The 542-nt window shown below is 66.2% G+C and carries 2 protein-coding genes; one reads left to right on the forward strand and one right to left on the reverse strand.

The window, feature by feature from the left end; translation table 11 throughout:
• Nucleotides 1–189: hypothetical protein (locus tag TN53_RS42000; protein ID WP_046264169.1), on the reverse strand; the 189-nt coding region annotated here is incomplete at its 3' end.
• A gap of 101 nt (nucleotides 190–290) precedes the next feature.
• On the opposite strand from TN53_RS42000, the gene TN53_RS46415 reads away from it, so the two are divergent.
• Nucleotides 291–542: peptidylprolyl isomerase (locus tag TN53_RS46415; protein ID WP_199924758.1), on the forward strand; the 252-nt coding region annotated here is incomplete at its 3' end.

The raw sequence follows: 542 nt of genomic DNA on the forward strand, positions 1-542 counted from the left end.
GGTGGAGTGGGGGGTGAGGCTGTGCTCTCTCCAGGCTTGCATCAATGTGCCGGGCGGGAGCAGTTCGACGTACTGCTGGTGCCCGCCGTCACGCAGCATCGCGCGGACCATGGTGATGTCCACGGCGGTGCGCTCAGCTGCCACTGCCTCGAGCAGCCAGGCAGCGTCCGCGCTGCTGAGGAGCAGCACGGGAGCCAGTTCGTGGTGTGTCTTGGTCGGTGTGTCGGCGGTCGCGCTGCTTCGATGTGGTGAACAGCCCTGTTCGGGGCGCGAACGGCAGGACGGGAGCCATGGCGGAAGAAACGACCGCAACGCTGAACACGACGCTCGGAGAGATCGTCGTGAGGCTGTTTCCGGAACATGCTCCCGAGACCGTCGCGAATTTCACCGGCCTCGCAGATGGATCCAGGCCGTGGCGGCATCCGGAAACCGGGTCACCGGGACAGGGACCGCTGTACAACGGAACGATCTTCCACCGGGGGATCGACGGATTCATGATCCAGGGCGGTGATCCTCAGGGAGACGGCCGGGGAGGGCCGGGC

This window comes from Streptomyces sp. WM6386 (assembly GCF_000972385.1).
In the GTDB taxonomy this organism is placed as follows: Bacteria; Actinomycetota; Actinomycetes; order Streptomycetales; family Streptomycetaceae; genus Streptomyces.